This window comes from Streptomyces sp. NBC_01296 (assembly GCF_035984415.1).
GTDB lineage: Bacteria > Actinomycetota > Actinomycetes > Streptomycetales > Streptomycetaceae > Streptomyces.
The window spans coordinates 7595808-7618796 of sequence record NZ_CP130720.1; the positions used below are offsets into that span (position 1 = coordinate 7595808).

A 22989-nucleotide genomic window follows, 5' to 3' on the forward strand; every position below is an offset into this window, starting at 1 on the left:
GGCCGCCCGGTCCGTCAGGGCCGCCGCCCCGCCCAGGCCACCAGCCGCTCGACGGCCGGCGCGTCGGGGTCCACCGTGACGACCTCGGCGAACGGGATCCGCCCGCCGCGGGTTTCGGCCGGCAGCGCCCTGCGTACGACGGAGATCACCCGCTCGATCAGGGCCTCGTCCCATTCCGGGTGCTGTCCGGTCGCCCTGGCCAGGTCCCAGGTGTGCACGGTGAGTTCGTGGGTGTAGACGGCCGCGGCGGCCGCGCCCGGCAGGACGCCCATCGGCAGGCGCAGCTGCCGGCCGAGCACGGCCGGGTCCGCCCACACCTCGGCGACGGCGCGGGCACCCGGCTCCCAGGCCGCCGCCCAGGCGCCGTCGGCGAGCTCGTCGGCGAAGGACGGGACGCTGAACGGGTCCTCGCCGCGCCCGATCACCGCGATCCGGCGGACGACGGCGACGAGGTGGCTCGAGAGCCGCCGGACGTCGAACTCGTCGCAGGGGGTCGGGGCGTCGTACTGGTCGGGCCGGACGGCGGCAAGGGTGCGGCCCGCCAGCTCGACGGCCGCGGCGAGGTCGAGCCGCGGGTCGAAGGCGGTGGGGGCGGACGGGGTCTCGGTGAGCTGAGTGATCTCGGTCATGAGTTCATCCTGGAAGCCAAACTGGCCACCTTCTGGCCAGTTTCCCGAGGAGAATGAACGGACCGGCGAAAACGCCCGGAGCGCAGGCAGAGAAGAGGGACATGAGAGCCGACCGGCTGGTGGCGACCCTGCTGTTCCTCCAGGAGCGGGGCCGCGTCACCGTCCCCGAGGTGGCCGCCGAACTGGAGGTGTCCCAGCGCACCGCCCGCCGCGACCTGGAGGCGCTGGCCGCCTCCGGCATCCCCGTCTACTCGCAGCGGGGCCGCGGTGGCGGCTGGTCCCTCGTCGGCGGCGCCCGGACCAACCTCACCGGGCTGACCGCCGACGAGATCCGGGCACTGTTCCTCGTCACCGGGCCGCTGGCCGCCACCCCCGAACTGCGCACCACCCTGCGCAAGCTGGTCCGGGCCCTGCCGTCCACCCTCCGGGCGGAAGCCGAGGCCGCCACCCGCGCCGGAGTGGTCGACGCGACGGACTGGTCCCGCAACGCGGTCACCGCCGACACCGCCCACCGCTCCGCGCTCCAGGGCGCCGTCGTGGACGGCATCCGCGTCCGCCTCGGGTACGCGGGCGTCGGCAAACCGGCCGGCGAGCGTACGGTCGACCCCCTCGGGCTCGTCGCCAAGGCGGGGGTCGACTACCTGGTCGCCGGTACGGAGAAGGGCCTGCGCACCTTCCGGCTCAGCCGGGTCCGCTCCGTCGAGCCGACCGGCGAACCCGTGGTCCGGCCGCCCGGCTTCGACCTGGCCACGGCCTGGCGGGAGCTGTCCGGGGTCTTCCAGGACGGCATGTACGCGGTGACCGCGCGGGCCCGCGTCCACCCCGACGCGCTGGCCCTGCTGCAGCGGTTCCTCGGCGGCCGGGTGCGCGTCGGCGGTCCGCTGCCCGACGGCTGGACCGAGGTGTGGGTCGACGGCCCGGCCCCCAAGGCCCTGGCCGGCCACCTGGCCGGGCTGGGGGCGGGGGTCGAGGTCCTGGAGCCGCCGGAGGTACGGCAGTGGCTGGCCCGGATCGGCGCCGAACTCACGGCGGTGTACGCCGGGGACCCGCGGGACGCGCCGCCCGGTCAGTAGCCGATGGTGAACCGACGGCCCGGATGCGCGTCGCGCTCGATCTCGTCGACCAGCGCCACGGCGTAGTCCTCGGCCGAGATGTGGCTGCGGCCGTCCTCGTCCACGATCAGATCGTCGAGGGCCAGCCGGTACGTGCCCGTGCGCTCACCCGGGCCGATCTGCGCGGCGGGGCTCAGACAGGTCCAGGGCACCTCCTCCACGGGCACGGTGTGCAGGAAGTCCAGCGCCTCTCCGTGGGCGTGCATGAGCGCGCGGACCGACTCCGGGACGCCCGCCGCGTCCCAGACCAGCGGGCCGCCGGGGGTGCGCAGCGAGCCCGCCCCGCCCACGACGATCACCCGGGGGCGGGGGATGCCCGGGCCGAGCGTGCAGACGCCGCCGATCAGCGACTTGGCGGCGGTGACGAGCATGCCCGGATCCCCGGACCCGGGGCCGATCGCGCTGACGACCACGTCCCGGCCGGCGGCCGCCTCGGCGACGGAGTGCGGGTCGAGGACATCGCCGCGCAGCACCTCGGCGCCGCAATCCCCGAGCTTCGCGGGGTCGCGCACCATCGCCGTGACCTCGTGGCCGCGCCCGAGCGCTTCGCGCAGCACAAGGGCTCCGATGGTGCCGGTCGCGCCGAACAGGGCGATCTTCGCCATGGCGACTCCCAGGGGGTGGAGGCGGTACGGGTCTCCGGTCGGACCCGCGCCGCCCATCCAAGCGAACCGGCGCGCCGCCACCCGGCAGCCGGGCCGGGTCCACTCGGATGATCCGGCCCGATCGACAAGATCCGAAAGAGACGACCTAGCGGCAGAGGGCGACGATCGACGGGGACACCGTCCCCTTGGCGGCCTCGCACAGGGGTGTCATGTCGTACGTGCGCGGCGGCGCGGACCGGGGTTTGGTCCGTACGGGCGGCCGCTTGCGGGGCTTTGGCGCCGGGGCGGCGCGCTCGGGCCGCGCCGGCCGAACAGGCGCGCGCTCGCCGGTCCGGTGCTGCGGCGGCCGGTTCTCCTCGGGCTGCGCCGCGGGCGCCGCGGGCGGCGCGGGAGGCGCGGGAGGCTCCGGCGCGGGCGCCGACGGGGGCTCCGACGCCGGCAGCCGGCCCAACGGCAGGGCCCCGGCCGCCGTTTCCCGGGCCGCGGTCCGGTCCACCGCCGGAGCCGGTTCGGCGGGCCCGGTCGGCCGTATGGTCACGCAGCCGGCGCTCAGCGCCAGCGCGGCGAGGGTCAAGGGCAGGGGCAGGGCCACCCGGCGTAACTGCATCCGCCCACCCTGCCGTACGGCAGCCGGTGGAACCTACGCACCGTCACCCACACGAGTCAGGGCGCCGATCGGGCCCGGCTACGCGGCCGGGCGCCCCTGCGCGGCCAGCCGGAGCAGGTGTTCCAGCGGGCCGCAGCGCAGGGGGCTGTCCGCCCAGAACCGCTGCCAGGCCCAGGCCGCCACGAGCGCCACACCCGCGAAGCCGGCCAGTGCGGTCCAGGAGGCGGCTCCGTGGGCCGGTCCGGCCAGCGCCAGAGCATGCAGGACGTACGCGCTCAGCGCCATCGCCCCGAGCGCCGTCAGCGGCCGCAGCAGCCGCGCACCGGCCCGGCTGCGCGCGGCGAGCACGAACAGCCCGGTGAGGGCGGTCGCTCCGGGAACCGCGCCGCGCCCCGAGGCCTCGTACCCGAAGACCGGGCCGAGCAGGAACGAGAGCAGCGGACCCGCCACCACGCAGACCCCGGCGACGGCGGTGAGCACCGGGGCGGACGGCCGGGTGAAGGGCTCGGCGGCGAGGAAGTGGACGGCGAAGAAGGCCAGGATGACCAGGATCCCCGGCCGGAGCGCGGCCAGCAGCAGGCCCAGCCCGGCCAGGACCGCGCAGCGGATCAGCAGCGGGCGGTAGCGCAGGGCCCAGCCGTCCGGCTGCTGCGCGGGGGTCCGGCCGCGCTGGGCGAGGGCGAGCGAGAACCCGGCGAGGAGGGTGAACAGCGCGGGCGCCCGGCCGTCGGCCGCGACGAGCAGGTAGCCGGCGCCGTCGGGGCGCGGGCCCGGGCCGACGTGTACGGCGAACATGCCGAGCACCGCGAGCCCGCGGACGGCGTCGACGGCGACGAGCCGCCCGGGGCCGGGCCCGGTGCCGGGTCCCGTGCCGTCTCCGGTGTCGGTTGCCGGGCCGTTGCGCACGGCCGTCACGCGCACGTGCGGGCGGGCCTGTTGGCCGGTGCCGGGCCCGGACGGGAAGCGCGTCGCATGGCTCTGTCTCTCCTCGGTGCGGTTTTGGCGCAGGTCCGGCGCAGGTCCGGCGCAGGTCCGGCGCAGGTCCGGTGCGGGTCCGGTGACGTGGTCGGACCGGCGGTTTTCAGGCCGCCAGTCCGCGACGCGAACGTACCAACGAGGGCGTAACAAGGTAATAAAGAGGTATGGGGGAAGCAAAGTGGCGGTCCGTGGCCGGAGTGGCGCGGGCGGCGTAACCCGCAGGCCGTGCGGGCTGTTGCACAGGGAGAGGGTCCATCCACGGTGAACGGAGTTCCGATGCCGCAGCTGACCGACGAGGCCGTGACCGACGGGGACGGCGGCGGGCCGGGCACGTGGATGACCCCGCAGGAGTACGGGGCTTCGCGGGCCGCGCTCTGGACCGGCGCCGTCGTCCTGGTCACCGACACCGACGGCCGGGTCCTCGTCCAGAGCGTCGACTACCGCGCCGACCGGATGCTCCCCGGCGGCGCGGTGGACGCGGGCGAGGCCCCGTCGGCCGCCGCGGCCCGTGAGATGCGGGAGGAACTCGGCGTCGACGGCAGCTACCCGAACGGCCTCGCCGTGGACTGGATCCCGGCGGACACCCCGGGCTTCCCGCCCGAGATGCGCTTCCCGGGAGAGATCCTGTTCGTGTACGACGGCGGCACCTGGACCCCGGACCGGGTCGATGCGATCCGCCTCCCCGCCCAGGAGATCACCGGCGTCCACTTCGCCGAACCGGCCGACCTGGCCGCCCTGATGGACCCGGGCGACGCGCGCCGCGCCTTGTCGGCGCTGCGCGCCCGCATCAACGGCGGCGGCCCGGCCCTGCTGGAGGACGGCCGCCCCGTTGCGCCGACCGCCCTGGACCGGTTCGGAGCGCTGGGCACCCGCCGCGCCCCGCACCACGGCACCTGGCACCCCGGCCCGGTGCCCGCGGCGCTGCCCGTACGGGAGCCCTCGGCCTGGCTGTTCGCCCCCGACGGCCGGGTCCTGCTCCTGATCTGCCGCACCACCGGCGCCACCCGGCTCCCGCCCCCGACGGCCGGCTCCACCCCGCTCGGCTACCGGTACGCCGACGAGGCCGCCCAGCCCCGTACCGCGGCCCGCCTCGGTTCCCTGCCCCCGGCGGCGGACCCGGCGTACGTGCGCCTGCTGGCCACCCCCGAGCAAGTCCGCGAACTCGCCGACTGGGGCCCGGCCGGCCACGCCGAACTCGCCGCGGTCCACACGGCCCGCTCCCACCTCGGCCTCCCGCGCCCACCCCGCACCCCCCTTGCGGAACTCCCCGAACAGGGCGCCTCCTGGTGACGCCACCGGTTCCTGTCCGTGGTGCCCCGTAGCGTGACCGGCATGGGATTCACCAGCGCCTGGTCGATCAGCAGCCACCCCGACTCCGTCATCGCGGAGCTGGCGCCCCGCCTCGCGCCGGCCCTCGAAGCCGACCGCACGAACCCGGCGGCCCGCCGCCGCCGGGAGGCCTGGCAGGGCGCCCCACTGCCGGACCACCGCACCTGGTACAGCGACCGGGCACACGACGAGGCGATCGACTCGTTCTGGAACCTGACCCGCCCCGGTGAGCACGTCGACGACCTCTGCAACGGCATCACCGACCCCGGGTTCCATGTCATGCAGGACCTCTGGGAGCCCGAACCGGAGCCGGCGGACATGTTCGTCTCCGTGCACCGCAAGGACTACGCGCTCGCCGCCCTGTTCCACGCCATCGGCCCGGACCGGGCCGCCCTGCTGCCCGGCTGGTGCGGCAACGTGCTCCTGACCGCGGCCGAGGTGCGCCGGACGCTGCCGGGCGTGGAGCGGGCGCTGACCTTCACCGCCGGGGAACGGGCCCGCGTCGCCGACCGCGACTGGCTGGACTACGGCGCCCGCGAAGAGCGCGTCACCGACGGCCCCCTCCGCGTCTGGCGGTCCGCCGCCGCGACGGGGCGCGGGCTCTGCGCGGTCGCGTTGCACGTGTACTGACCGGCCCGGCGGGGGATCGCGGACCCGGGGACAGGTCCATGCGGCGTCGGTGAAGCCGAGGCGGCGGTTCATCGCGATGGCCCGGGTGTTCGCCGGATGCCGGGTACCGGGGCCACCCCCGCCGCGACCTGGGAAATCCGAGGTCCGCGGGTTCCGGTCCCGCAGCATGGGGGGATGAGCGACAGCGCGATCACCTACACCCTGTACGTCCAGGCCGATCCCGACCGGGTCTGGCAGGCCCTCACCGAGCCCGCCTTCACCCGGAGGTACTGGGGGCTGAGCTTCGAGACCGACTGGGCGGTGGGATCGAGGATGGACTGGGTGGAGCGCGGGGCCCGGACCAGTGATCCCGAACAGGTGGTCCTCGACTGCGTCCCGAACCGCCGGCTCTCGTACACCTGGCACACCTTCACCCCGCAGTGGGCGGCCTCGGTCGGGATCGCCGAGGAGCTGCGGGCCGCGCTGGCGCAGGAGCGGCGTACGAAGGTGACGTACGAGATCGAGCCCGTCGGGGACACGCTCGCGCGGCTGACCATCCTCCACGAGGGCTTCGAACCCGGCGGCACCCTGATCGGCATGTGCGGCCGCGCCTGGCCGATGCTCGCCTCCAGCCTCAAGACCCTGCTGGAGACCGGGGCTCCGCTGCCCGAACCGGGGCACGATCCGGACCAGGGGCGGGGCGGGTACGAGACCCACGGGGGCTGACCCCGGGTGCACCGGCGGCGGCGGGTCCGGCGCCGGTCCGCCCGCCTCCGCCGCCCCGTCCCGCACCCCGCCCTGCCCGAACAGCCCTACGGCGCACCTGAGATCCTGTGTAACGAGCACGGAACCAGGAGCGTTGACATGACCCTCGAACACCACCGCGTCGTCATCACCGCCGCCGGCCGCGACTTCGGGCGCACCCTCGCGCTCCGGTTCGCCGCCCGGGGCGCCGAGGTCCACCTCTCCGCGCGCACCCTCGAAGCCGCCGAACGCGTCCGCGAGGAGATCCTCGCGCAGGGCCACGACGCCGACCGCGTGCACGCCTTCGCGTGCGACCTCACGGACCCGGCCTCCGTACGGGAGTTCGCCGCCGCGGTGGCCGCGCGCACCGACCGCATCGACGTGCTCGTGAACAACGGCTCCCGCTACCAGCACGGCACCGACCTGCTCTCCGCGTCCGACGCGGACGTGGTCGACACCCTCGCCTCGGGCGCCACCGGTACCGTCCTCGCCACCAAGGCCTTCCTCCCGCTCCTGCTGAACTCGGACAAGCCCGACATCGTGACGATGGTCTCCGGCTGCGGCGACACCGGACACCACCGCTCCGACGCGCACGACGCGTTCTACGCCGCCAAGTCCGCCCAGGCCGGTTTCACCGAGATCCTCTCGCGCCGGCTGCGCGACCAGGGCGTCCGCGTCATCTCCCTCTACCCGCCGGACTTCGACAACCACGACCCGCTGTCCCCGGAATGGGAGAGCGCCCCGCGCACGGCGAAGGACCCGCTCACCGCCCAGTCGCTGGTGGACTGCATCTTCTTCGCCCTCGGCCAGCCCCGCGACTGCTTCATCAAGTCCTTCCGTTTCGAGCAGGTCTGACGGCCATGGGCCACACCCTCGAAGCGACCCTGGACGCGGCGGCCTGCGGGCATGGGGTGCACGCAGCCCTGGCCGCCCTCGAGTGCGACGGCCTCGCGGCCACCATGAACCCGCGCTTCCTCGCCGCCCTGCTCGACCGCACCGGCCGTACCACCGACACCATCGACCTGCTCGCCGTCGCCGCGTCGCCGCGTCGCCGCGTCGCCGCGTCGCTGCCCGGCGACCCGCCGCTGGAGCTGCGGGAGATCGCCGACCCCGACCACCCGTGCGTGCGCCGCCCGGTCGGCTCGGAGGCCCTGCCGCAGCCGCAGCAGTAGCCGCGGGCAACGGTGCCCCGGGCGCAGGCTGGGGCACCCCTGCGCACCGGTCGTTCACGGCGGTCGTGTGGAATGGGCGGCATGGGGAGAAGCGAGAACCACATACGCGAGGGGGGCGGCCCGGCGCACCGCGCCGAGAGCACGACCACCACGGCGCCCGACCACTGGCGCTACGCCCGCCACCTCGACGCCCTGGCCGCCGCGGCCGGAACGGCGGTCGGGGCCGAGGCGGATGCCGTGGCCGCCGTGCTGCGCGATCGCGACCCGGTGATGGCCGAGAGCGCGGTGGTCACCCACCTCGACCGCCGCGCCGCCCACCTGCTGACCGACGCGGGCTTCCCCGGCTGGGCCCGGGCCATGGACACCGCGATCGGCGCCCGCGCCTTCCCGGCCCGCCGGCTGCGCGAGTGGACCCTGCTCAAGGCGATCACCGACGGCGAGCCGTGGTCGCCGGCCGAGCTCACCGCCGCCTCCGACTGGTGCCAGCGCACCGCCGCCCAGTCGCTGCCCTCGTACGAGGCCCTCGACCTGCTCGCCGCCGCGGCCCGCACCCGGCGCGTGCGCAACACCGCCGCCCAGCGCTTGAACCGTCGCAACATCACGGCCTGAGGCGGCGAGCCTGACCCGCCCCCCAGGCGCAGCTGGGAAGAAAGGGGCAATCAGGAGCAAGATGGGAATACGGCGCGTGCGGTTCTGTCCGCTCCGGACAGGAGTCTCGTCACACGGCTGTTCGGGGGTTTATGGTCTGCCTACCTGGCCGGGTATCAGCGTTGATCCGATGCCGTTCCACTGGAGGCTGCTCTCCGTGTCGCACGTTTCCCAAGCTCCCGTCACCACCCCCGACGGCGAGCCGGCCCCGCCCGCACCGACCCAGTACAGCCAGGTCAAGGGTTGGTTCTCGGACTATGACCAGGTGCTCTTCGACTGGTTCCTGACGCGCCAGAACGGCGAAGAGGAAAAACCGGGCGATCTTCTCGAGCTCGGCGCCTTCATGGGGAAGAGCGCGATCTTCCTCGGGGGGTACCTGCGGGAGGGCGAGGAGTTCACCGTCTGCGACCTCTTCGACTCGCCCGCGCCGGACGACTCCAACCTCGCGGAGATGCAGGGCTCGTACCCCACCCTCACCCGCCGCGGGTTCGAGACGAACTACCTGGCCTTCCACGAGGCCCTGCCCACGCTCATCCAGGCACCGACCTTCGTCGTCGCCGACCGGGTGCGCCCGGCGAGCTGCCGCTTCATCCACATCGACGCTTCGCACCTCTACGAGCACGTCGTCCAGGACATAGCGTCCTCGCGCATCGTGGCGGCCCCGGGCGCCGTGGTCGTCTTCGACGACTACCGCTCCGAACACTGCCCCGGCGTCGCCGCCGCCGTGTGGGGCGCGGTGGCCACCGGCGAGCTGCACCTGATCGCCGTGTCCGGCTCGAAGCTGTACGCGACCTGGGACGACGCGTCGGCCTACCGGTCGGCGCTGCTCACCTGGCTGGAGGGCCGCACGGACCTGTGGCACGGGGTGGACGCGGTGGCCGGCCAGTCCCTGGTCCGCATCGGTGACGAAGGAGCCGTGCCGCCGGCGCCGCCCGTGCCGCTGCGTCCGGCGCCCGAGCCCGTCGTGGCGCCCGTGCACCAGCCCGGACCCCGCCCGCGGGCCGGCACCGCCTGGCGCAGGCTGGCCAAGGACCTGCTCCCGCCGGTCGTCACTCGCGCGATCGTGTCCTGGCGGCGCCGCCGCCGCTGACCGGTCGCGCTGACCGCCTCCGGATGCACGTACGGCGCCGGCCCCCGCATCCGGGGGCCGGCGCCGTGGGTGTCGGGTCTCAGCCGCCCCGGCGGACGCGGGCCGCGCGGCGCGCCTCGGCGAGCTGCCGGGCCTCCGCGGTCTTGCGGGACTCCTTGGCCGCACCCGGCCGGCCCGGACGCGTACCGATCCCGCGGAAGGCGAGGTCGGAGCCCGAGGGCCGGCCCTTCGCATCGGTCGGCTCGGCGCCGGCCAGCGGCACCCCGGACGGGGGCTTGGCCCCGGTGATCCGGCTCAGCGCGGCCTCGCCGGAGCGGACCTGGGTGGTGGTCGGCCGGATCTTGGCCTCGGCCATCAGCCGGACCATGTCCCGGCGCTGGTTCGGGGTGACCAGGGTGACGACCTTGCCGGACTCGCCCGCGCGGGCGGTACGGCCGCCCCGGTGCAGGTAGTCCTTGTGGTCGGCCGGCGGGTCCACGTTCACGACGAGGTCGAGGTCGTCGATGTGGATGCCGCGCGCGGCGACGTTCGTCGCGACGAGGACCGTGACGGCCCCGGTCTTGAACTGCGCGAGCGTGCGCGTGCGCTGCGGCTGCGACTTGCCGCTGTGCAGCCCTTCCGCCCGTACGCCCATGGCCCGCAGGTGCTTCACGAACTGGTCCACGCCGTGCTTGGTGTCCAGGAACATCAGCACCCGGCCCTCGCGCGCCGCGATCTCGGTGGCGGCCGAGTACTTGTCGGCGGAGTGGATGTGCAGCACGTGGTGGTCCATCGTGCTCACCGAGGCCGCCGACGGGTCCACGGTGTGGGAGACCGGGTCCTTCAGGTAGCTGCGCACGAGCTGGTCCACATTGCGGTCCAGGGTGGCCGAGAACAGCATCCGCTGCCCGGCGTGGTGCACCTGGTCGAGGATCTCGGTGACCTGCGGCATGAAGCCCATGTCGCACATCTGGTCGGCCTCGTCGAGGACGGTGATCTTCACCCGCTCCAGGTGGACGTCGCGCCGCCCGATCAGGTCGCTGAGGCGTCCGGGGGTGGCCACGACGACCTCGGCGCCGGTGCGCAGTGCGCTCACCTGCTTGCCGATCGACAGCCCGCCGACCACCGTGGCCATCCGCAGGTCAAGGGCCTGTGCGTACGGGGTCAGCGCCTCGGTCACCTGCTGCGCCAGCTCGCGGGTCGGTACGAGGACCAGGGCCAGCGGGCGCTTCGGGTCGGCCTTGCGTCCCGCGGTGCGCGCCAGCAGGGCCAGGCCGAAGGCCAGGGTCTTGCCGGAGCCGGTCCGCCCGCGGCCGAGGATGTCCCGGCCGGCCAGGGAGTTGGGGAGCGTGGCCGCCTGGATGGGGAAGGGCTCCGTCACCCCCAGGTCGGTCATCGTCGTCACCAGCTCACGGGGCAGGTCGAGCTCGGAGAAGGCCTCCACCGGCGGGAGCGCCGGCTCGACCGTCTTCGGCATCGCGAACTCGCCCTTCAGGGGGGCCGTCCGGGGGGTCTTGCCGCCGGACTTCGCACCGCCCTTGGGGCCTGCCTTGGCTCCGGCCTTGATGCCGAAACGCCCGTGAGCTGACGGGTTCCTCATGCAGAACCTTCCGTGAGACGTGAAAAGAGGAATTTTACCATCGGGGCCACGGCGCCACGGGACTACGGCGTCCCGGGGCCGGGAGCCAGGGGGCCGAGCTGCCCGGACCGCACCTCGGCGAGGTGGGCGGTCATCTCGACCGTCGCCCGCGCGAACCAGTCGGCGATGACGGCGATCTCGTCGGGGGAGTACGCGGCGAACACCTCGCCGAGCCGGGCGTAGAAGGGCTCGTACACGGCGAAGACCCGGGCCGCGGCCGCCGGGTCTGCGACCACGCGCACCCGGCGCCGGTCCGCGGGATCCGGCTGCCGGCGGGCGTATCCGGCCCGCTCCAGACGGTTGAGCACCCCGGTGACGGCCCCGGTGGTCAGGTTCGTCAGCTCGGCGAGGTCGCCGGCGCCCAGCGGGGTGTCACCGGCTCCCAGGACGTGGCCCAGGCAGGTCAGGTCGGTGACGTTCAGCCCCAGCAGCTGCGCCACCTCCTGCTGGCCGACGAGGCCGAGCGCGACGTACCGGTCCATGCGCGACAGCGCCTCCGCGGGCGTGGCCGCGGGGCGGGACTTGCCCTGCACGCAGATACTCCTTAGTGTCTAAGTAACTTAGCTCGTGAGATGCTTATCTTGCTCACTAAGGCATCTCGCGCTTCGAGCCTACTGCCGCCCGTCCGTCCGGGGAGAATCATGAGCGCGCACGGAGACGTCGACATGGGCCACACGGTCGCCGGCTGGACCGGCACCACCCTGGTCCTGCTGGGCTGCACCGGAGCCGGGGTCGCCGTGTGCGCGGCCTGGACCCCCGGCATCTGGCTCGGCCTCGGCCTCGTCGGCGTGGCCGGAGTCGTCACCTGGGTCCTGCACCTCGCCGGCTGGGGCAAGCCCGGCGGCCCCCGTCCCCGTGCCGACTGGGACTGGCGCACCCGCGACACCGTCGCCCGGACCGGGCATGTGCAGTGCCTGGGCTGCCGGGTCGGTGGAACCCGGCGCGCCGCCGCGGCGGCCCCGCGGCCCCGGCCCGCCGAGTTGTCACCCACGGTGGACGGCGGTGCGTGAACGAAAGTTCGAAACGCCCCCGATCGGCCGTGTCTGGGGTGTGGTGGGCGTGACGGGTGGGCAGGATGGAACTGGCTGCACCGCACGTGCGGCCCGCGTGGAACGTTGAGAAGGATCAGTACTGATGGCAACAGGCACCGTGAAGTGGTTCAACTCGGAGAAGGGGTTCGGCTTCATCCAGCAGGATGACGGCGGCCCCGACGTGTTCGTGCACTTCTCCGCCATCCAGGGCACCGGCTTCAAGGAGCTGCAGGAGAACCAGAAGGTCGAGTACGACGTCACCCAGGGCCCCAAGGGCCCGCAGGCGGAGAACGTGTACCCCGCCAGGTGACGCCACTTCACGAGCTCAGCCCGTGACATGAGCCCCGCCGGTCGGTCCGGCGGGGCTCATCGCTGTCACGGGGCAGTCGGCCGGGAGCCCGCGCGGTGCAGGGCCAGCAGCAGCGGCCAGACGTGGTCCGCCAGCTCCGCCGGGGAGCCCGGAACGCTGTCGTGCAGCCAGTCGGCGAGGATCCCGGTGAAGGTCGCGGCCACCGCCGAGGCCACCAGGTCGGCGTGCGGGGCGCCGGCCGCCGTGCGTTCGGCGCGGGCGCGGGCCCGCAGCTCCCGGTGGAGCCGCTCGCCGAGCGGGCCGCCGCCGCCCGGCAGGAGCAGGGTGCGGTAGAGGGCCGCATGCGCGTCGGCGTCGGTGAGGAAGCCGGCCAGCGCGGCGGGGGGCCGGGCCGGGGCCCGCGCCCCGGGCTCCGTCTGCCAGGCGTGCAGGGCGTCGACCGCCGCGTGCACCACCTCGGCGCACGCGTCGACGGCCAGCGCCGGGAGGTCCTCGTAGTGCAGGTAGAACGTGGCGCGGCCGACCCCCGCCCGGCGGACCACCGCCGAGACGCTGACCTCGCCGAGCGGCCGGTCCGCGCACTCGGCGAGCAGGCTCTCGCGCAGCCGGGCCTTGGTGCGGGCGGTCCGGGGGTCCTCGGGGTGCGCGGGGCTCACGGGGTGCTCGGGGCTCACGCGGCCAGCAGCGCCGCGCCCAGGGCGAGTGCGCCGGGCAGGGCCTGGGCGATCAGGATGCGGCGATTGGCGGTCGCGGCCCCGTACACCCCGGCGACGATCACGCAGACGAGGAAGAAGACCTGCGTGGCGAGCGAGTCGATGACCAGCGACCAGACCAGGCCGGCGGCCAGGAAGCCGTTGTAGAGGCCCTGGTTGGCGGCGAGCGGTGCGGTGCGGCGGGCGAGGTCCTCGTCGAACCCGGACAGGGCCCGGCCGGGCGGCCGCTGCCAGAGGAACATCTCCAGGACCAGGAAGTACACGTGCAGCGCGGCGACGACACCGATGAGGACCTGAGCGACCGTGTGCACGGCCACCTCCGTTTCGCGGGCTGTTGAATCGGGCGCCGGCGGGCGACTTCCTGGACAACTGTACAGGAAGTCGGTGTGCGGTCACCCGAACGGGCGCGGCTACGCTGGCCGCATGACCCCCCTCGTCCATTCGGACTTCGGCACCGGCCGCCACCGCGAGGCCTCGCTCATCCGCCACGCCCTCGGGAGCGTGCACGACGAGGTGCTGGTCGCGGGCCTCGCGGGCGGTATCGGCTTCATGTACTTCGTCTTCGAGTACGCGGGCCACCCGCCGATGCCGACGATCGTCGCCCAGGCCCACCCCCAGCCCTGGGTGCAGACGGCTCTGGGCCGGCTGCACGTCCCGTACGAGGCCACGCGCAGCACCAAACCCCGCTGGGGGCGGATGTGCGCCGCCCTCGACGACGGGCATCCGGTGTTCTGCACGGTCGACCGGTCCCGGCTGCCCTGGCACCAGGGCGTTGCGGAGATGGCGGGCGCGGATCCGTACACCGTGGTCGTGGTGGGCTACGAGGGCGCCGAGGGCGAGACCCTGTACGTCGAGGACGGGGCCGATGTCCCGTACCGGATCGGCCGGGAGGAGTTCGGCGCCGCCTGGACGGGGCACCGCAAGGGTCACCACCAGATGGTGGTGCCCACCGGGCCGGCCACCGCCGAGCCGGACCTCGACGAGGCCGTCGCCACCACCGCCGCCCGGCTCACCGGGCCGGTGCTCGGCAACCAGTTCGACGTCAACTTCGGCTTCTCCGGCATGGCGAAGTTCGCCGCGCAGCTGCGGGACACCGGCACCAAGACGGGCTGGGAGCGGCGGTTCGCCGGCCCGGAGGCGTTCCGGGTGGGCACCGGGCGGCTGTACGCCTGCCTGGAGGAGGAGTGGACCGCCCCCGGCGCCACCCGGCCGCTGTACGCCGACTTCCTCGACCTCGCCGGGCGGCCGGAGGCGGCCTCGCTCCTGCGGGACTCCGCCCGGCACTGGTCGGAGCTGGCTGCCCTGGCCCGTACGGCCGACCCGGACTCCGGCGCCGGCGGGCGGCGGGCCCTGTTCGACGCGTGCGCCGACCTGGTGGACCGCTCGCTGGACCTGGAGCGCCGGGCCGTCGCCCTGTTCTGAGCCGTACGGGCCCCGCGAAGGGCCGGCTCTGCTCCTGCGCCGGTTACTCCTCCTGGATCCGGATGGCGGCGACCGGGCAGGCGCGGGCGGCCTCGCGGAGCAGCGGGCTGCCGTTGCCGTCCTCCCGGCCCGGGAGCAACCGGCTGAAGCCGTCGTCGTCCTGGGTGAACACGTCGGGCGCGGTCAGGGCGCACTGCCCGGCGCCGATGCAGACGGCCGTGTCGATGTCGATGCGCTGTGGCGACATGCCTCTCACCATGCCACGGGGAGTTCGACCATGCCCTGGATGGTGTCGCCGGGCCGGAACGGGATCCGGTCCGGTTCGGCCGCCAGCCGCAGCCCCGGCAGCCGGGCGAAGAGCGTCCCCAGGGCGATCTCCATCTCGGCCCGGGCCAGGTTCTGCCCGAGGCACTGGTGGACACCGAAGCCGAACCCGACGTGGTGCCGGGCGGGCCGGTGCCAGTCCAGTGCGTCGGGCTCCTCGAACACCGCCGCGTCCCGGTTGATGACGGAGGTGGAGAAGATCACCCCGTCGTCCGCGCGGACCGTCACCCCGCCGATCTCGATGTCCTCCGTCGCCACCCGCAGCATCCCGTCCGCGATGGACAGGAAGCGCATCAGCTCCTCCACGGCCACCGAGATCAGCGAGGGGTCGGCGCGCAGCTCGGCCAGCTGCTCCGGGTGCCGCAGCAGGGTGAACGTACCGAGCGAGATCATGTTCGCCGTGGTCTCGTGCCCCGCGATCAGCAGGATCGCGGCCAGCGAGACCAGCTCGTCGATATCGGTCTCACCGGTCTCCAGGCGCCGCTCGACGAGCTCGTCCAGCAGCCCGTCGCCCCGGTGCGTGCGCTTGCGCTCGATCAGATCGGCCAGGTACCCGTTGATCTGGGACCGCGCGTCCTCCACGTCGGCGAGCTCCGGTCCGCGCAGCAGCCGCCGGGACTGCGCCTCGAAGAACTCGTGGTCCTCGTAGGGGACTCCGAGCAGGGCGCAGATCACCATCGAGGGCACGGGCAGGGCGAAGGAGCTGACCAGCTCGGCCTCCGGCCCCCTGGCGATCATGTCGTCGATCAGCCGGTCCACCGTCTGGCGGATCGCGGGCCGCAGCGCCGCCGTTCGCTTCAGGGTGAAGCTCGGGATGAGCATCCGGCGCTGGGTGTTGTGCACGGGGTCGTCCACGCCGAGCAGGGCCGTGCGGCGGTTCTGCAGGCCTTTGAACCGCTTCGTGGGGGCGGGGAAGGCCTCGTTCTGCCGGTCGGCCGAGAGCCGTCCGTCGGAGAGCAGGGCGCGCGCCTCGGCGTGCCCGGTGACCACCCAGACCGAGCGGCCGTCGAAGAGGGTGACCCGGGAGAGCGGCCGGCCCTCGCGGAGGGGTTGGTAGGCGGCCGGCGGGTGGTAGGGGCAGGTCCGGTCCTGAGGAAAGGCAACGGTTTCTGGCATGCAGCACCTCGTAAGCATGGTTCCGTGTGTCCGTCTCACCGGAACCCATTACATGCCCTAGGCACCTATCTGACCTATGCCAGTTTCGGCCAGATAGCCCACTTTGGCCCGCCCGTCCTGGTGGCCGTCGAGCCGCTCAGAGGTGGGCGTCCAGGAACTCCCGCAGCTCCGCGCGGCTCATCGCGCCGGCCCGGCTCGCCACGGCCTCGCCGCCTTGGACGAGGACGACGGTGGGCGCGCCGGTCACGCCGTATCGCCTGGTCGGCTCGGGGCAGCGGGTCATGTCGGTGCGCACGGCCGTCAGCCGCGTGCCGTACTCCTCGGCCGCCTCGGCCACGAGCGCGTCCATCGCCCGGCAGCCTTCCAGGGCCTTGGGCCAGGTCCCGATGAAGTAGGCGAGAACCGGCCCCTGCGCCATACCGAGGATGAAGTCGAACTCCTGGTTCTCCAGCGGCTGGTGTACCCGACGTGTCATGGGTGGTGCTCCTGCTTCGTGTGCCGAGTGGCCGTGGCCGGTCGGCCCCATCATCGCCGCCGGCTCGGCCGAGCCCGAAATCCCGTCCGGAACGGGTGTTTCCGCCAAGGGGCGGGACCGTTTGGCGGGGGTTGTGCCCAGGCCGTTCGGCCGATGCTCCAGGGGCGTTCGGGTGGGCTGGGGCAGCTGCGGGTCTTCCTGTATGTTGCGCACGGCATTTTCGCCGTCAGAGGGCTGATCGCCTTGCATATGCGAGGCAGTTGATCGGCGTGGTCGGGAGGGGTCGTCCATGGAACGTCGCAGGAACCTCGAGAGAGCCCGGGCAGTTCGGGGAGCGCGCGGACTTCGGGAAGTTCGCCGACCGGGCCTCGCGCTTGCGGCGGGCGCGCTGGTTCTCGCCGGCTGCGGCACGTCGGCGGACGGGAAGGACGCCGAGGCGGGGACGGCGGCTTCGGCCTCTACCTCTGCGGGCGCCTCTGCAGGCGCGTCCGCGAAGGCTTCCGTCACCCCGCTGAAGCCCGGCGAGGTGCGCGTGGGCGGCGAGGTCGGCAAGCCCTACACCCTCACCCTCGCCGACCTGCGCAAGCTGCCCCAGACCTCGGCGGCGGTGAAGTTCACCAGCGCCAAGGGCGATCAGGAGCACACGTACCAGGGCGTGCCGCTGCACGAGGTGCTGAAGACGGCGGAGCCGCGCTTCGACCAGAGCAAGAAGAACGGCCAGCTCCGCGGGGTGGTCGCCGCGACCGGCGGCGGCGACTACCGCGCCGTCTTCGCCTGGGCCGAGCTCGACCCCGGCTTCTCCAAGAGCCAGATCCTCCTCGCGGTCTCCGAGGACGGCGTGCCCTTCGACGACGCGGCCGGACCGCGCCTGGTCGTACCGCAGGACACCAAGGGCGGCCGGTACGTGTCCGAGCTGAACCAGCTGTGGGTCGGGGTCGTCGACCCGGTGGTCGACGGGGCGAAGTGACGGTGGAGGCCGACGAGTCCGGCAGCGGCCGGTCCCGGGTCGCCCGCCGGGCCCTGCTCGGAGCCGGCGGACTGGCCGCCCTGGCCGCGGGCGGCGCCGTACTGACCACGGCCGGCGCCCGGATCGGGGAGCCGCGGCCCGCCTCCGTCATCCCCTTCCACGGCCCGCACCAGGCCGGGATCCTGACCCGGCGCCAGCCGTACGCCCACCTCGCCGCCTTCGACCTCGGGCCCGGCACCGACCGGGCGGGGGCCGCCGCCCTGCTGCGCACATGGACCGGGGCGGCCGCCCGGATGAGCCGCGGGGAGCCGCCGACCGGGGCAGGGGGCGGGGCCGACGTCGCTGCGGGTGCCGGTGCGGGCTCCGGGGCCGGGAACGACACGGGCGTCGCCCTCGGCGCCGGCCCGGCCGCGCTCACCGCCACCTTCGGCTTCGGGGCCGGCCTCTTCGACCGGCTCGGGCTGGCCGCCGCCCGGCCGCAGGCCCTCGCCCCGCTGCCCGCCTTCCCGGACGACCGGCTGGATCCCGCCCGCTGCGGCGGCGACCTGCTGGTGCAGATCGGCGCCGACGACCCGTTCGTCGCGGTGCACGCCCTGCGCACCCTGCAGCGGCTGGCCCGGGGCGCGGCGCGGACCCGTTGGGTGATGTCCGGTTTCACCCGGCCGCCCGGGGCGGGTGCGGCCGCCGGCTCCGGGTCCGGGTCCGGGACCGGGACCGGGACCGGCTCCGGGTCCGGAACCCACCGGAACCTGATGGGCCAGCTCGACGGCACCGCCAACCCGGCCCCGGCCGACGACCCCGCCCAGCGGTCCCGGATCCTCGTCACCGGCCCCGACGCGCCCGCCTGGCTGGCCGGCGGCTCGTACGTGGTCGTACGCCGGATCCGGATGCTCCTCGACACCTGGGAGGGGCTGCCCGTCGACCACCGCGAACAGGCCGTGGGGCGGCGCGTGGCCGACGGCGCCCCGCTGACCGGCGGCACCGAGCGCACCCCCGTGGACCTGGACGCCGCCCGGTCCGACGGGATCCCCGTCATCGCGACCAACGCCCACATCCGGCTGGCCGCGCCGCGGACCAACGCCGGGGCGACGATGCTCAGGCGCGGCTGGTCGTACTACGACGGCCTGCGACCCGACGGGACGCCGGACGCGGGCCTGCTCTTCGTCGCCTGGCAGGCCGACCCCCGAACGGGCTTCGTCCCCGTCCAGCAGCGGCTGGCCCGGGGCGACGCCCTCGCGCGCTACATCGAGCACGAGGCGTCCGGCCTGTTCGCCGTGCCGGGCGGGGCCGCGCCGGGGGAGTACGTAGGGCAGCGCCTGCTCTTGGGCTGAGGCCGGACCGCCCCCGGCAGGCCGAGGCCCTCGGGGCTCGTTGTCAGTGGTGCCTGTGAAGCTGGGCGGTATGGACGACAGGATGCTCCGGCGCCGGGTCTACGGCGCCGACCACGACGACCCCGACCCCGGCCCGCGCCCCGGCCATGTCTACGGCGAACTCGTGGGCGGCCCCCTCGACGGGCTCCTGCTGGACATCACGGGCTGGAGTTCGCCCCAACTCGCCGAGGAGGCCCGGCTCCCCACCGAGATAGGGCGCTACGGCGCCGGCGGCCGCGCCCACTACCGGCGCCGCGCGGCCGACCCGGACCACTGGGACTGGTCGGGCGACAGCCGGTGACCCGGCCCGTGATCCCGGTGGCGGGGCGTCAGCCGGCGGCGCCGCGGCTCACGTTCCGGGCCCACAGGACCAGCGGGAGCTGAAGCGGCAGCCGGGCGATCGTCACGGCCTGCACGGCGGGGGAGCGGCGGCGGGCGTCGACGGCCATCTTCACGTTCGCGGGGAACACCCCGACGAAGAACGCCGCCGCGGCCAGCGCCGCGACCCGGCGGGTCCGCGGATGGGCGACACCGGCGGCGAGCACCAGCTCGGCCGCGCCGCTCGCGTACGTCCACTGCCGGGCGGTGCCGGGCAGGGCGCTCGGGACGGTCGCGTCGAACTGCTTCGGCGCGACCGCGTGGGCGAGGCCCGCGGTCGCCAGCAGGCCGGCGAGCAGGGCAGGGGAAGAAGGGGTGCGGGGCATCGGAAGGTCCTCTCGGAGGGGCCGGAGCCCCGCGATCCTACTCGCGGGTAGGGCCTTTGGGGCCGGAAGATTTCTTTTGAAGAAATCTCCGGGGAGCTGTCGATCCGGGCGTCTCCCGTTCGACGCAGGAGTGAGAGGCGGGGAAAGCCCCCGCCCGTCCGACCGAGGAGTCACCGTGCCGCGTTTCCTTTCCATGATCCGTATCGACGAGCAGGCCCTTCCCTCCGACACCGAGTTCCCGCCCGAGTTCGGGCAGCGGATGGGCGCACTGATGGAGGAGATCACCAAGGCCGGGGTCATGCTGGACACCGCCGGGCTGCTCCCGACCTCCGAGGGGACCCGGGTGACCTGGTCCGGCGGCAAGCTGAGCTACACCGACGGGCCCTTCACCGAGACCAAGGAGGTCGTCGGCGGCTACGCGATCCTCCAGGCCAAGGACAAGGCCGAGGCGCTGGAGTGGACGAAGCGGTTCCTCGAGATCCACCCCGTGGAGTGGACGGTCGGCGCCGAGCTGCGCCAGATCGACGAGGGCTGACCGCACGCGGCGGCGCCTCGCGCCGCGCCGGTACGTCGCGCGTTTGCCCTGCCCCGTCACGGCTGCTCTGATGGGTGGCCGTGACGGCAGTGAGTGCGACCCAGGCGGTCGAAGCGGTGTTCCGGATCGAGTCGGCGCGGATCATCGCGGGTGTCGCGCGCATCGTGCGCGATGTCGCAATCGCCGAGGAGATCGCCCAGGACGCGCTGGTCGCCGCCCTGGAACAGTGGCCGGAGTCGGGTGTCCCGGACAAGCCGGGCGCCTGGCTCATGGCCACCGCCAAACACCGCGCGATCGACCTCGTGCGCCGCAAGGAGACGTACGCCCGCAAGCTCGCCGAGGTCGGCCGGAGCCTGGAGGACGTGCCCCCGCCCGCCGAGCCGGCGGCCCCGGACGACATCGACGACGACCTGCTGCGGCTGATCTTCACCGCCTGCCATCCCGTCCTGGCCACCGAGGCCCGCATCGCGCTCACCCTGCGCCTGATGGGCGGACTGACCACCCAGGAGATCGCCCGCGCCTTCCTGGCCTCGGAGCCGGCCGTCGCCCAGCGCATCGTCCGGGCGAAGCGGGCGCTGGCCAAGGCGGACGTGCCCTTCGAGGTCCCGTACGGAGCCGACCGCGAGGTGCGGCTCGCCTCGGTCCTGGAGGTCATCTACCTCATCTTCAACGAGGGTTACTCGGCGACCGCCGGCGACGACCTCGTCCGCCCCGCCCTGTGCGAGGACGCCCTCCGGCTGGCCCGGGTGCTGGCCGCCCTGATGCCCGAGGAGCCCGAGGTGCACGGACTGGCGGCCCTGCTGGAGTTCCAGGCCTCCCGGATCTCCGCCCGCACCGGCCCCGACGGCGAGCCCGTACTGCTCGCCGACCAGAACCGGTCCAAGTGGAACCGGATGCTGATCCGCCGCGGCGCCCTGGCGATGCAGCACGCGGGGAGCGGCCCGTACTCCGTCCAGGCCGCGATCGCCGGCTGCCATGCGGAGGCGGTCCGCTACGAGGATACGGACTGGGCGACGATCGCCACCCTCTACGGACGGCTCGTCGAGCTGGTCCCGTCACCGGTCGTGGAACTCAACCGGGCGGTCGCCGTCTCGATGGCCGAGGGCCCGGAAGCGGCGCTCCCGCTGGTCGACGCCCTGGCCGCGGAACCGGCCCTGCGCGCCTACCACCTGCTGCCGAGCGTACGGGGCGACCTGCTGGAGCGGCTGGGCCGCCGGGAGGAGGCCCGGGCGGAGTTCGAGCGCGCCGCCTCGCTCACGCGCAACGCACGGGAACGGGCGCTGCTGCTGGGGCGTGCCGCCCGCGCGTGAACACGGGCGGCCGGCGTAGTCAGGAGCGGCGGGCGTACGGGGCCGCGTCGAGCGGGGTGTCGACGGCGCGGCGCGGCGAGGTCAGCGCGATCGGCCGGCGGAACGCGCCGTGCCGGGCGATCTCCCGGACCGTCTGGCGCAGCGCCTCCTGGAAGTCGTCCATGGTGCGGCGGGCGGCGGCGGTGTCCACGTAGAGCGAGTTCATGTGCAGGCCCTCCACGTCCCGCTGGAACCAGGAGCAGGCGCCGTTGGCGCGCGCCGACCACACGTGCGAGGTCGGCCGCCAGTCCTCGTGCCGATCGGCGCCGGGACACTTGCGGACGTCGATGTACGAGAAGAAGTTCACCGGGTACGGCCAGGAGCGGGCGGCGAACTCGGTGGGCGCCAGCAGCTGCCAGGCCCGGACGAACGGTACGTCGATGTGCTTCATCATCTCGCCGAACCCGGCCCGGACGGCCGCGATGACCTGGGCGAAGTCGCGGCCGGGCGACGCGTCGAACTCGATGGGCAGGGTGTTGACGAACCAGCCCACCGAGTTCGCCCAGCCGCCCCGGCCGCGCTCGCTGAGCGGCATGAAGCCCCGGTACACGCCCGGCCCGCCGGCCTCGCGCAGACAGACCGCGACCGCGGCGAGGACTCCCATGAACGGCTTGCCGTCGACGGCCCGGCAGGCCTTCTCGAACACCTCGGCCTCGGCGGCGTCCAGCAGCGTCGAGGCCTCGTTGACGATCGGGTACATCCGGTCCGGCTCCACGCCGAGCTCGAGCGGGAACCGGGGGAAGAACTCGCCGCCGCCGCGCGCCATGAACGACTTCCAATAGCCGAGGCGTTCGTCGTCGGCATCGATGGAGAGGTAGCGGCGGCGCTGCTCCTCGGCGAAGTCGAGGTAGCTCGGCGCCGGCGGCAGATCGATGTCCTCGCCGCGCAGCAGCGCCTCGTACGCGTTCTGCACCTCCTGGACGACGATCGGCATCGACAGGCCGTCGCACACGATGTGGTCGAAGGCCAGGTAGACGGTCGCGGAGTCCTCGCGCAGGACGGCGCCCATCGTGAACAGCGGCCAGGAGAGGGTGTCGATGCTGCGCGTGAACCGCTCGACGAGGAAGGCGCGCAGGGCCTCGGAGGAGTCGAAGGCGGCCACGGGCGCGGAGTCGACTGCGAGTTCGCCGGCGTCGATCGGCTCGCACGCCAACTCCCCCGCGAGGCGCCGGAACTCGCACCGCAGCACCTCGTGCCGGCGTACGAAGGCCAGCAGGGCCCGGGTCAGGGCCTGCTCGTCGAGCGCACCCGCGACCTCGAAGGTGACCGCGACCCAGGACGCCACGGGGTCGTCGGCGCCGCGGCTCTCCTCGGCGACGGTGAAGTGCTTGTCCTGGTTGAACGAAGCCCTCCTGCCCGCCGCATCGCTCGCTGCACCGCCCGGCGCATCGCCCGTGCCGTCGGCGTCCGCCGCCGCCCCGGCCGTGGACCGCAACCGCCACTCGACGACCCGTCCGGGTGCCATGTGGTGCATCTCCAGAGGAAACTGCCGCATTCCGTCATCCCTTCGCCCCCAGAGTCAACCCCGAGCC

General features: G+C 74.1%; 29 protein-coding genes. 16 read left to right on the plus strand and 13 right to left on the minus strand.

Going from position 1 to position 22989, the window contains the following annotated elements; genetic code table 11:
• Window positions 1-14: 14 nt before the first annotated feature.
• Window positions 15-629 (minus strand): TIGR03086 family metal-binding protein, encoded by a 615-nt coding sequence (locus OG299_RS34595; protein WP_266632051.1) that lies wholly within the window; start codon window positions 627-629, stop codon window positions 15-17.
• A gap of 101 nt (window positions 630-730) precedes the next feature.
• Between OG299_RS34595 and OG299_RS34600 the strand changes: the two genes are divergently transcribed.
• Window positions 731-1702 carry a helix-turn-helix transcriptional regulator gene (locus OG299_RS34600; protein ID WP_327363622.1) on the plus strand — a complete coding sequence of 324 codons (972 nt, stop codon included), beginning with the start codon at window positions 731-733 and terminating at the stop codon, window positions 1700-1702.
• Here the strand turns inward: OG299_RS34600 and OG299_RS34605 are convergent.
• The 3 genes from OG299_RS34605 to OG299_RS34615 all read right to left on the minus strand — a co-directional run bounded on the left by OG299_RS34605 (window position 1696) and on the right by OG299_RS34615 (window position 3874).
• Entirely contained in the window at window positions 1696-2346 is a 651-nt protein-coding gene (locus tag OG299_RS34605; RefSeq protein ID WP_327363623.1) for an NAD(P)-dependent oxidoreductase, read from the minus strand. The two genes, OG299_RS34600 and OG299_RS34605, sit on opposite strands and share 7 nt — an antisense overlap.
• 145 nt (window positions 2347-2491) lie before the next feature.
• Window positions 2492-2953 carry a hypothetical protein gene (locus OG299_RS34610; protein ID WP_327363624.1) on the minus strand — a complete coding sequence of 154 codons (462 nt, stop codon included), beginning with the start codon at window positions 2951-2953 and terminating at the stop codon, window positions 2492-2494.
• 78 nt (window positions 2954-3031) lie between these two features.
• The gene (locus OG299_RS34615; protein WP_327363625.1) at window positions 3032-3874 is read right to left on the minus strand and encodes a DUF418 domain-containing protein; all 843 of its coding nucleotides are present in this window, start codon (window positions 3872-3874) and stop codon (window positions 3032-3034) included.
• Between the two features lie 333 nt (window positions 3875-4207).
• Between OG299_RS34615 and OG299_RS34620 the strand changes: the two genes are divergently transcribed.
• The 7 genes from OG299_RS34620 (at window position 4208) to OG299_RS34650 (ending at window position 9523) form a co-directional block, all read left to right on the plus strand.
• Entirely contained in the window at window positions 4208-5221 is a 1014-nt protein-coding gene (locus tag OG299_RS34620) for an NUDIX domain-containing protein (protein WP_327363626.1), read from the plus strand.
• Between the two features lie 42 nt (window positions 5222-5263).
• Window positions 5264-5890 (plus strand): hypothetical protein, encoded by a 627-nt coding sequence (locus OG299_RS34625; RefSeq protein ID WP_327363627.1) that lies wholly within the window; start codon window positions 5264-5266, stop codon window positions 5888-5890.
• Window positions 5891-6064: 174 nt separating this feature from the next.
• Window positions 6065-6595, plus strand: a complete 531-nt coding sequence (locus OG299_RS34630) for an SRPBCC family protein (protein ID WP_266632065.1) — start codon at window positions 6065-6067, stop codon at window positions 6593-6595.
• Window positions 6596-6733: 138 nt separating this feature from the next.
• Complete coding sequence (locus OG299_RS34635) at window positions 6734-7468, plus strand: SDR family oxidoreductase (protein ID WP_327363628.1); 735 nt, start codon at window positions 6734-6736, stop codon at window positions 7466-7468.
• A gap of 5 nt (window positions 7469-7473) precedes the next feature.
• Window positions 7474-7785 carry a hypothetical protein gene (locus OG299_RS34640; RefSeq protein WP_442817555.1) on the plus strand — a complete coding sequence of 104 codons (312 nt, stop codon included), beginning with the start codon at window positions 7474-7476 and terminating at the stop codon, window positions 7783-7785.
• An 81-nt stretch (window positions 7786-7866) separates the two neighbouring features.
• Window positions 7867-8394, plus strand: coding sequence for a hypothetical protein (locus OG299_RS34645; RefSeq protein WP_327363629.1), 528 nt, complete (start codon window positions 7867-7869; stop codon window positions 8392-8394).
• Window positions 8395-8590: 196 nt separating this feature from the next.
• Window positions 8591-9523: a class I SAM-dependent methyltransferase gene (locus OG299_RS34650; RefSeq protein WP_266632071.1), complete on the plus strand. Its 933-nt coding sequence runs from the start codon at window positions 8591-8593 to the stop codon at window positions 9521-9523.
• A gap of 79 nt (window positions 9524-9602) precedes the next feature.
• Here the strand turns inward: OG299_RS34650 and OG299_RS34655 are convergent, their stop codons facing one another.
• Both OG299_RS34655 and OG299_RS34660 read right to left on the minus strand, forming a co-directional pair.
• The gene (locus tag OG299_RS34655; RefSeq protein ID WP_389876207.1) at window positions 9603-11102 is read right to left on the minus strand and encodes a DEAD/DEAH box helicase; all 1500 of its coding nucleotides are present in this window, start codon (window positions 11100-11102) and stop codon (window positions 9603-9605) included.
• Between the two features lie 62 nt (window positions 11103-11164).
• On the minus strand, window positions 11165-11674 hold the full coding sequence (locus tag OG299_RS34660; protein WP_327363630.1) for a MarR family winged helix-turn-helix transcriptional regulator: 510 nt from the start codon (window positions 11672-11674) through the stop codon (window positions 11165-11167).
• A 108-nt stretch (window positions 11675-11782) separates the two neighbouring features.
• On the opposite strand from OG299_RS34660, the gene OG299_RS34665 reads away from it, so the two are divergent.
• Window positions 11783-12151 (plus strand): HGxxPAAW family protein, encoded by a 369-nt coding sequence (locus OG299_RS34665; protein WP_327363631.1) that lies wholly within the window; start codon window positions 11783-11785, stop codon window positions 12149-12151.
• A 124-nt stretch (window positions 12152-12275) separates the two neighbouring features.
• Window positions 12276-12482, plus strand: coding sequence for a cold-shock protein (locus OG299_RS34670; protein ID WP_266632077.1), 207 nt, complete (start codon window positions 12276-12278; stop codon window positions 12480-12482).
• 65 nt (window positions 12483-12547) lie between these two features.
• On the opposite strand, the gene OG299_RS34675 is transcribed toward OG299_RS34670, so the two are convergent.
• On the minus strand, window positions 12548-13138 hold the full coding sequence (locus OG299_RS34675; protein WP_327364652.1) for a TetR/AcrR family transcriptional regulator: 591 nt from the start codon (window positions 13136-13138) through the stop codon (window positions 12548-12550).
• Window positions 13139-13152: 14 nt separating this feature from the next.
• Window positions 13153-13506 carry a DUF1304 domain-containing protein gene (locus OG299_RS34680; RefSeq protein WP_136222011.1) on the minus strand — a complete coding sequence of 118 codons (354 nt, stop codon included), beginning with the start codon at window positions 13504-13506 and terminating at the stop codon, window positions 13153-13155.
• 112 nt (window positions 13507-13618) lie between these two features.
• On the opposite strand from OG299_RS34680, the gene OG299_RS34685 reads away from it, so the two are divergent.
• The gene (locus OG299_RS34685) at window positions 13619-14617 is read left to right on the plus strand and encodes a BtrH N-terminal domain-containing protein (protein WP_327363632.1); all 999 of its coding nucleotides are present in this window, start codon (window positions 13619-13621) and stop codon (window positions 14615-14617) included.
• Window positions 14618-14660: 43 nt separating this feature from the next.
• On the opposite strand, the gene OG299_RS34690 is transcribed toward OG299_RS34685, so the two are convergent.
• From OG299_RS34690 to OG299_RS34700, 3 genes are all read right to left on the minus strand, one after another.
• The gene (locus OG299_RS34690) at window positions 14661-14864 is read right to left on the minus strand and encodes a ferredoxin (RefSeq protein ID WP_327363633.1); all 204 of its coding nucleotides are present in this window, start codon (window positions 14862-14864) and stop codon (window positions 14661-14663) included.
• 5 nt (window positions 14865-14869) lie between these two features.
• Window positions 14870-16057 carry a cytochrome P450 gene (locus tag OG299_RS34695; protein ID WP_327363634.1) on the minus strand — a complete coding sequence of 396 codons (1188 nt, stop codon included), beginning with the start codon at window positions 16055-16057 and terminating at the stop codon, window positions 14870-14872.
• Window positions 16058-16193: 136 nt separating this feature from the next.
• Entirely contained in the window at window positions 16194-16532 is a 339-nt protein-coding gene (locus tag OG299_RS34700; RefSeq protein ID WP_266632087.1) for a thioredoxin family protein, read from the minus strand.
• A gap of 289 nt (window positions 16533-16821) precedes the next feature.
• Here OG299_RS34700 and OG299_RS34705 point away from each other — a divergent pair, with 289 nt between their 5' ends.
• The 3 genes from OG299_RS34705 to OG299_RS34715 all read left to right on the plus strand — a co-directional run bounded on the left by OG299_RS34705 (window position 16822) and on the right by OG299_RS34715 (window position 19170).
• Window positions 16822-17499: a molybdopterin-dependent oxidoreductase gene (locus OG299_RS34705; RefSeq protein ID WP_327363635.1), complete on the plus strand. Its 678-nt coding sequence runs from the start codon at window positions 16822-16824 to the stop codon at window positions 17497-17499.
• On the plus strand, window positions 17496-18830 hold the full coding sequence (locus OG299_RS34710; protein ID WP_442817556.1) for a Dyp-type peroxidase: 1335 nt from the start codon (window positions 17496-17498) through the stop codon (window positions 18828-18830). Before OG299_RS34705 ends, OG299_RS34710 begins: the two co-directional genes overlap by 4 nt.
• Window positions 18831-18900: 70 nt before the next feature.
• Complete coding sequence (locus OG299_RS34715) at window positions 18901-19170, plus strand: hypothetical protein (protein WP_266632093.1); 270 nt, start codon at window positions 18901-18903, stop codon at window positions 19168-19170.
• A gap of 28 nt (window positions 19171-19198) precedes the next feature.
• On the opposite strand, the gene OG299_RS34720 is transcribed toward OG299_RS34715, so the two are convergent.
• Window positions 19199-19573, minus strand: coding sequence for a DoxX family protein (locus OG299_RS34720; protein WP_266632095.1), 375 nt, complete (start codon window positions 19571-19573; stop codon window positions 19199-19201).
• A 175-nt stretch (window positions 19574-19748) separates the two neighbouring features.
• Here OG299_RS34720 and OG299_RS34725 point away from each other — a divergent pair, with 175 nt between their 5' ends.
• Window positions 19749-20108 carry a YciI family protein gene (locus OG299_RS34725; protein ID WP_327363636.1) on the plus strand — a complete coding sequence of 120 codons (360 nt, stop codon included), beginning with the start codon at window positions 19749-19751 and terminating at the stop codon, window positions 20106-20108.
• Window positions 20109-20197: 89 nt separating this feature from the next.
• Window positions 20198-21418, plus strand: coding sequence for an RNA polymerase sigma factor (locus OG299_RS34730; RefSeq protein WP_327364654.1), 1221 nt, complete (start codon window positions 20198-20200; stop codon window positions 21416-21418).
• Between the two features lie 19 nt (window positions 21419-21437).
• Here OG299_RS34730 and OG299_RS34735 read toward each other — a convergent pair whose 3' ends face one another.
• On the minus strand, window positions 21438-22952 hold the full coding sequence (locus tag OG299_RS34735; RefSeq protein WP_327363637.1) for a condensation domain-containing protein: 1515 nt from the start codon (window positions 22950-22952) through the stop codon (window positions 21438-21440).
• Window positions 22953-22989 lie beyond the last annotated feature (37 nt).